Below are 7,840 nucleotides of genomic sequence, written 5' to 3'. Positions count from 1 at the left end.
CTGAGTGAGCTGATGGTACTGTTTGTTCATGACAGACTCTGAATTTGTGTGTGAGAACTAAAATTCTGCCTTCAGCTCTCTCACTTTTCAACCTTAATCTGTTGCACTTATTGTATTACTCCAGCGGACTTTCAAATAACTGTCTCGGATCTTTGAAAAAAATCATAAAATATAGACATAAAATAATCCATGTTTCTCCATCTATTGGTATGTTAAATCAAGAAAATGTACCTCCTGAGGAGCCTGTATTTCCGAAAAAGGAACTGGTAGAAAGTGCTATCGAAAATTTTAATGAGTTCATTGACGTTTTACATAAGTCTACATTAGAATTAAGACCGTGAAAACGAACCCTAATCGGGTAGCCAGAGGTATCTAGCCTCCAGCCCCCACACCACCCTGCATGCGGCTCCGCACACGACTGAATGGTCTATTTTGTTCCATACAAAATATGACATTTCCTTCTTCCTTAGAGGTCAGATTCAGGAGGTACGAGCCCATGGATGGACGAAGGTAGAATAATGCAGGAGCAATTATCGAGAGCAACGCAGGAGCTTGTTGCCGAGGGCGGTTCATTTAGAGCGCCTAACCTAGACTTTCTGGTTAGCTTCTTCGTTTCGAGAGTGAACTGCGATCCATCCATCTCTTAGTGAACATAAACCCGCTTTGTTAACTCTTATTTCGAGCTTTGCATTACTCAGCGCTTGCTGTATCCCTGGTCAAAGATTTTAACAAGAGTCGAGCTTCGCCATGGCCCTTTACTTGTGATACCCAAAGCACTTTGTGGGGTAGGCCCTCCCACAAGCAACGGCTGATTGGATCCTGACGCCACGTCTAAGTACTTCTAGTTGTGAGAGTGCACCTTATCCGTGGTTTTCGCCACTGACGCCACTCTCTATAACTCAAAGTCACATACGTACTCGACGACGGATCCAATGGTCACTCTTTCTAAACAATAAGCGACACATCCTTGGTAAGCGTTGGCTATGCCAAAGTAGTTGATCCAGCCCTGCCTTCTTGTTTAATAAGATGTGCCGCACTTTATGAATTTATCGAGCCACCCATCATAAAAATGAAGCCATTAACCACATACCAGCGCTGACAATGTGAGTGCCGAATTACCTATAAGTCGATTATTTATTTAATTTAAAGCATCAATACGATGAGTTTGATGCAACCGTGATAAGTGGACACCCATAAGATTTTTGATACGTTAACTTCGCTCAAGTTCAACGTAGAAGAATTTATCGGAAGAATTTATCGAGCCACCCATCATAAAGAATTTATCGAGCCACCCATCATAAAAATGAAGCCATTGACCACATACCAGTGCTGACATTTTGAGTGCTAAATGGCATGTAAGGCGATGATTTATTTTAACTTAAAGTATCAAGTCGATGATTTTTATGCAACCGTGTTAACTGGACACCCATAATATTTTTGATACTTTTAATGCCCCCAAGTTCAAAGTAGTGAATGCATGGTGCCAGCCATGATTAAGCCTCTCACACTAGCAATAACACACACTCTAAACCCGAAGAGACAACTTATCTTGTAAATCAGCAGGTGTATATGCGGCTGCGAGCTTCCAAAAAAGGGACTTTTTGGCAGAGCCTACAGGGATGACTCTTATAAAATCAAGAGCCGGCGTCTCGCAGAAGTATCTGCACATACCCCGCTGGGAGGCGATAGGTTACCAAGAAGGGTCGACCTTCAAAAAATAACCCAATACCAACTAAGCCAGAAGCTAAAACAGAAAATTACCATACACCAAAGCGGCTGGATTCCCGCCCATAAGCATTGCGGGAAAGACGAGCCGTAACAAGCTATCGACAATTAGAAAAACTAAATCGAAGAGACAACTTAATCTTGTAAATCAGCAGGTGTAGATACGGCTGCGAGCTTCCAAAACAAGGCCGAAAATGTTCCCTACATTTGTCGGCATTCCCTACTATCCATGTAGGTCAGATGTTTTGGCAGAGCCCACAGGGATGACTCTTATAAAATCAAGAGCCGGCGTCTCGCAGAAGTATCTCGAAGCAGAGAGTGCACAATCCTCGCCGGACAGGCGGTAGGTTACAATGAAGCAGCGACCTTCAATGACATATTCCAAGAGCAAAAGGTCACTGGATTCCGGCTCAAAAAATCTGCCGGAATGACGAAAAGGGACAACTAAAACAAAAATGAACCAAGGTAAAAATGTATTAAGCCTTCATTCGAAGGCTGGCTCACTTTGGGGCTAAAAAGGCTTAGAGTGATCACTTTAAGCAGATCCTACAAGGGAGATTAAACTCGATTTAAAGAGGGTATAAATCTATCTAAAAACTAGATTTTAACGCTAATAGGGCATGTAAAAAGCAAGTTATCTCCTTTCAACATCTCGCCATGTGCTACAGCTACAATGTGTTTCCCAAACCATCCGAACTGATAAATCACTAGATTTGGGCAACGCATTTGATTTTAGGACTCCTCATTTCTCATTTGACCCGATTCGGTTTCTCATTTGAGGCGACGTGCTACATATTTATTGAGCTGTTTCAAACAAAAACTCTCCTACCTTAGTCTAAGGTCCAGCCTTGAAATGACATCAAGTTAACGCGTACGTAAACTTTTATCTATCTGTTTTAAATCTAATTTTTATTTTTATCTGGCTTGGTTGCCGTTAGCGTTAGACTAAGGTCGCGATTGTTGTTGTGCGCTGCCTTGATAGATTAACGGTGACTTTACATAAAAATCACCACAGGGGAGTCGCTATGAGTTTTGAAAACAAAGACAAGGCAGAGGGATATTGGCGCGAGAATTTACGCCTGGTACTTAAACTATTAGCTATTTGGGCTGCGGTATCTTTTGGATGCGGCATTCTACTGGTTGATGTACTGAATGAAATTCATTTCATGGGGTTCAAGTTGGGATTCTGGTTTGCACAGCAAGGTGCCATGTATGTGTTCGTCGCACTGATTTTTGTTTATGTGGCGAAAGCCAATGCATTAGACAAAAAATACAATGTTCACGAAGACTAAAGCTAGTCCAAGATAACCGAACCTAGATAAGGAGTCATGAGATGGACGTACAAACGTTAACTTATTTGATTGTGGGCACTACATTCGCCCTGTATATCGGCATTGCGATCTGGGCGAGAGCCGGTTCGACAAAAGAATTTTATGTTGCAGGTGGTGGTGTTCACCCTGTGATGAACGGCATGGCAACGGCGGCTGATTGGATGTCGGCAGCCTCGTTTATTTCCCTCGCGGGTATAGTGTCATTTACTGGCTATGATGGATCTGTGTATCTGATGGGCTGGACTGGGGGGTACGTGCTGCTGGCATTGTGTATCGCTCCTTACCTGAGAAAGTTTGGTAAGTTTACCGTGCCTGATTTTATCGGTGACCGTTTCTACTCACAGACCGCACGTACCGTCGCGGTTATCTGTGCCATCATCATATGTTTCACTTATATTGCGGGTCAAATGCGCGGTGTGGGCGTGGTGTTCTCCCGCTTCTTAGAGGTCGAAGTTGAAACCGGCGTCTATATAGGCATGGCCGTGGTCTTCTTCTACGCCGTACTCGGTGGTATGAAAGGCATTACCTACACTCAGGTGGCGCAATATTGTGTACTCATCTTCGCCTTCATGGTGCCGGCTATCTTCATCTCTGTGATGATGACGGGTCATATCATTCCTCAAATTGGTTTCGGTGCCGAGCTTATCGATGCCGCGGGTAATGGCACTGGGGTGTATCTGTTAGATAAACTCGATGGATTGTCCACCGAACTCGGTTTTGGGCAGTACACCGAAGGTTCTAAGAGCATGATAGATGTGTTCTTCATTACCGGCGCTCTGATGTTTGGTACTGCGGGTCTGCCACACGTGATTGTGCGCTTCTTTACCGTGCCTAGAGTGAAAGATGCACGTGTATCTGCGGGTTGGGCGCTTGTTTTTATCGCCATTATGTATACGACGATTCCAGCGTTAGCGGCATTCTCTCGTGTGAACATGATTGAAACCATTAATGGTCCTGAGTCTACGGGTGTAGCCTATGAAACGGCTCCCGAGTGGATTAAGAACTGGGAAAAGACAGGCCTGATCGAGTGGGATGATAAGAACCAGGATGGCAAGATCTATTATGCCAAGGGTCCTGAAAATGAAATGAAGATTGACCGAGATATCATGGTGCTCGCGACACCTGAAATTGCTAACTTACCTGCTTGGGTTATCGCGCTTGTGGCGGCGGGTGGCTTAGCGGCAGCACTATCGACATCTGCGGGTCTATTGTTGGTTATCTCGACCTCGGTATCTCATGATTTACTCAAGAAGAACTTGATGCCGGATATTTCAGATAAGAAGGAGTTGATGTTTGCCCGTATTGCGGCGGCGCTGGGCATAGTGATGGCGGGTTACTTCGGCATCAATCCTCCAGGGTTCGTGGCTGCTGTGGTTGCCATCGCCTTTGGACTCGCGGCATCGTCACTCTTCCCTGCAATCATCATGGGGATCTTCTCTAAGACCGTTAACAAGGAAGGCGCAATATCGGGTATGGTCATGGGTCTGTTGTTCACCATAGGTTATATCGTATTCTTCAAGTTCATGAATCCAGAGATGAACAATGCAGATCATTGGTTCCTGGGGATTTCTCCTGAAGGTATCGGTATGTTAGGCATGATGATCAACTTCGCTGTGGCTTTCGCGATTAGCAAGGTAACAGCGGCGGTACCTGCAGAGGTGGTGAGTATGATCGAGTCTATTCGTTTCCCTAAGGGGTCGGGTGAGGCGCAAGATCACTAGTTAGATGTCTATCTGACTGAGGTATCTACATCGGGTATCTACACTGGTATCGACATTGTAAAAAAGGAGCGCTTCGGCGCTCTTTTTTATGGCTAAATTGTGCTGTATATAGTGATTGGCATGATTAATTGGTCATAGTCAGCCTGCTTCTAGAACACACCTAATCGAGTCTATCTGTATTTATAGTGAATGCGTTTCAAGCTCTCAACAATGTCTTTGTTTATGCGGGTTGTTGATCCCTGACAGCTTATAGAAAGTTTTATCTTCATCGAAATCGATAGCTTCTCACAATTCAACACTCGTCTTTCCCTGCAATTCAATACTTGTCTTTCCCGCGATGCTTGTGGGCGGGAATCCAGCCGCTTTATTGACTATTAACAAGGCAAAGGGGTTGAACACCCACGACTTTCGCTCAAGCCCAGCTTGAGTTGGCTCTATTGGCTATGGCTGCAAATAATTAGCGAGAATGGACAAGTCAATGAGATCATATTTTATCCTGAGTGTTATCAAACTATCGGTAAGTAACACCTTGTTCGGTTCGCCATTGGTCGAATACCTTTACCTTGTTGAACTGGGTATAGTTTGTTATCAGTCTCTTCAGGTTTTCTGGTGATAGTCTATGGACGCAAGTGAGCTACAGCCAATATCTCAGTTTATTAAGGCCCTAGCGCCGTTTGATGCCTTAACTGCAGCCGCCCTCGAACGTTGTTGTAAAAGCTTAACCGTTGGCTATTACAGCAAGGCGTCGGCGATAGTGCCTCTAGATGACACTCATCCCCAGCTTTATATCGTGCGCAGTGGTGCATTTGAGGTGCGAGATGATGATGGCGAGTTAGTCGACAGACTGGCTGAGGGAGATTACTTTGGTTTTCTTTCGCTGTTGTCCGGTGAGAAGATCAGTAATCGGGTACAAATATTAGAAGATGGCCTGGTCTATCACCTAGATCTCGATACGTTCAATTCCCTTCGCGGTGAAAGTCGCCATTTCGATCGTTTCTTCAATCGGGCCTTCGCGAAACGACTTCGCCACCAAGGCCGTTTTAAGGCCAAAGATCTGGTGACCACGAGTCGGGTAAACACCTTGATGTCGAAACATCCTCTGGTGATCGACAGCAATTCTACGGTCGGTGAAGCCGCGCAAAATATGCGTCTAGCGCGGGTTTCCTCGGTGCTGGTTATCGACAATCACCAGCTGGTGGGGATCTTGACCGACAGAGACTTGAGAAATCGCGTGTTGGCCCAAGGGTTAGACGGTCAATTACCCGTGCATCAGGCGATGACCACAGGGCCGAAGACATTGACATCAAGCTCCCTGGTATTTGAAGCCATGCTGCTTATGAGTGAGCACAGTATTCATCATCTGCCCGTCGTCGATGAGGGGAAACCCATTGGCATCCTCACCAGCACAGATATTTTACGTGGCCAAAGCTCGCAACCTTTACTGCTTATCGGTGAGTTAGAGAGACAAGATACAGTCGAACGCCTCATTAGCGTGAGCAAGCAGATCCCCTTGTTGCTGCAAAATTTGATCAGTGCCGATGCCAGGGCCGAAGAGATTGGCCGAGTATTGACGTCGGTGACGGATGCACTGACCAGGCGCCTTATCGTGTTGAACCAAGCATTACTGGGTGAAGCCCCCATGGCCTTTTGTTGGTTGGCGTTCGGCTCACAGGGGCGACAAGATCAGGCGGCCTGTTCCGATCAGGACAATGGTCTGTTACTCGCCCATGCACCCGATGAAGCGGCGGCGGCCTATTTTGCGGCCTTGTCTAAATCTGTTTGCGCCGGACTGGATCTGTGTGGTTATGTTTATTGCCCCGGAGATATCATGGCGCAAAATCCCCAGTGGCGCCTTACCTTGAAGCAGTGGCAGCATAAATTTGCAGCTTGGGTCAATACCCCTGAGCCAAAGGCTTTGATGCACGCCAGCATCTTCTTCGATATGCGTTCAGTGTACGGCCCAAGCTCCTTATTTAATGACCTGCAAGATACCGTGCTGGCTAATACCAAGGGCAATGATATCTTTCTTGCGGGGATGGCGGGCAATGCCCTCGTCGAGTCGCCGCCCTTGGGCTTCTTCAAAAAGTTTGTCTTAGAGCGTGATGGCCGTGAGGTCAAGGGCATAGATCTGAAACATAAGGGCAACGCGCTTATCAATGATATTGCCCGGGTCTATGCCTTGTCGGCCGGGATCAAGGAGGTGAATACGGCGAAAAGGATCCGTACCTTGATGGAGCTCAATATCATCAATCGCAAAGATGCCCTCAATTTGGCCGATGCCCAGGAGTTTATCGCTCATATGCGCCTATCCAATCAAGGCTATCAAGATAAACATGCACTCGCGATCACTAACTATCTCAAGCCCCAGCATTTGTCTTCTTTGGTGCGCCATCAACTCAAGGATGCCTTCAAGGTGGTGCATGATGCTCAGTCCGGCATCAAGCTTAAATTTACCCGCAGCTTTTAAGGTGGTTCATGATGTTCAACTCGGCATTAAACTTAAATTCACCCGCAGCTTTTAAGGTGGTTCATGATGTTCAACTCGGCATTAAACTTAAATTCACCCGCAGCTTTTAAGGTGGTTGATGATGCTTAACCTGATATCAAGCTTACATTCACTCGGAGCGTTTAAATCGTGATCCCTTTGCTGCTTAAATCTCACTTGTGTTGGCGCGCCTTTCGTTGTCGCTCGGAAGTGATGAGGCGCTATCATCGCGAATTAATGGCTGTGCTCAGTCAAGATATCAGTCAATCTAAGCTAATAGCCCTAGATCTGGAAATGACGGGCCTGGACGCTAATCATGACCAAATTCTCAGTATCGGCTTAATTCCCATTGAAAATAACTTGCTGCTACTCGATAAGGCGGAGCAGAAGCTCATCAAAGTCGACGGCGGCGTGGGTCAGAGTGCGGCGATCCACGGCATCTTAGATAAATATCTGCAAGATGCGATAGACATAGAGGAAGCCATATCTTGGTTTCTTGAAAAGACACTCGGTAAGGTGCTGGTGGCTCATCATGCACCTTTGGATATCAATTTCCTGCAAAATGCCATGAGTAAGAT

Annotated in this window: 4 protein-coding genes; all 4 read left to right on the top strand. The window is 46.0% G+C overall.

Annotated elements, in window-relative coordinates; genetic code table 11:
- Positions 1 to 2,750: 2,750 nt before the first annotated feature.
- Positions 2,751 to 3,017 (top strand): DUF4212 domain-containing protein, encoded by a 267-nt coding sequence (locus tag HRU42_RS19785; protein ID WP_295033676.1) that lies wholly within the window; start codon positions 2,751 to 2,753, stop codon positions 3,015 to 3,017.
- A 41-nt stretch (positions 3,018 to 3,058) separates the two neighbouring features.
- Complete coding sequence (locus tag HRU42_RS19780) at positions 3,059 to 4,777, top strand: sodium:solute symporter family protein (protein WP_295033674.1); 1,719 nt, start codon at positions 3,059 to 3,061, stop codon at positions 4,775 to 4,777.
- A 619-nt stretch (positions 4,778 to 5,396) separates the two neighbouring features.
- Positions 5,397 to 7,244, top strand: a complete 1,848-nt coding sequence (locus HRU42_RS19775; protein ID WP_295033672.1) for a DUF294 nucleotidyltransferase-like domain-containing protein — start codon at positions 5,397 to 5,399, stop codon at positions 7,242 to 7,244.
- Between the two features lie 255 nt (positions 7,245 to 7,499).
- Positions 7,500 to 7,840 (top strand): 3'-5' exonuclease (locus HRU42_RS19770; RefSeq protein ID WP_295033671.1); only part of this gene is annotated, 341 nt, incomplete at its 3' end.

It is taken from the genome of Shewanella sp., from assembly GCF_013214165.1.
In the GTDB taxonomy this organism is placed as follows: domain Bacteria; phylum Pseudomonadota; class Gammaproteobacteria; order Enterobacterales; family Shewanellaceae; genus Shewanella.
Note: the sequence above shows the minus strand (reverse complement) of the source record. Positions and strands in the feature narration are given on the sequence as shown.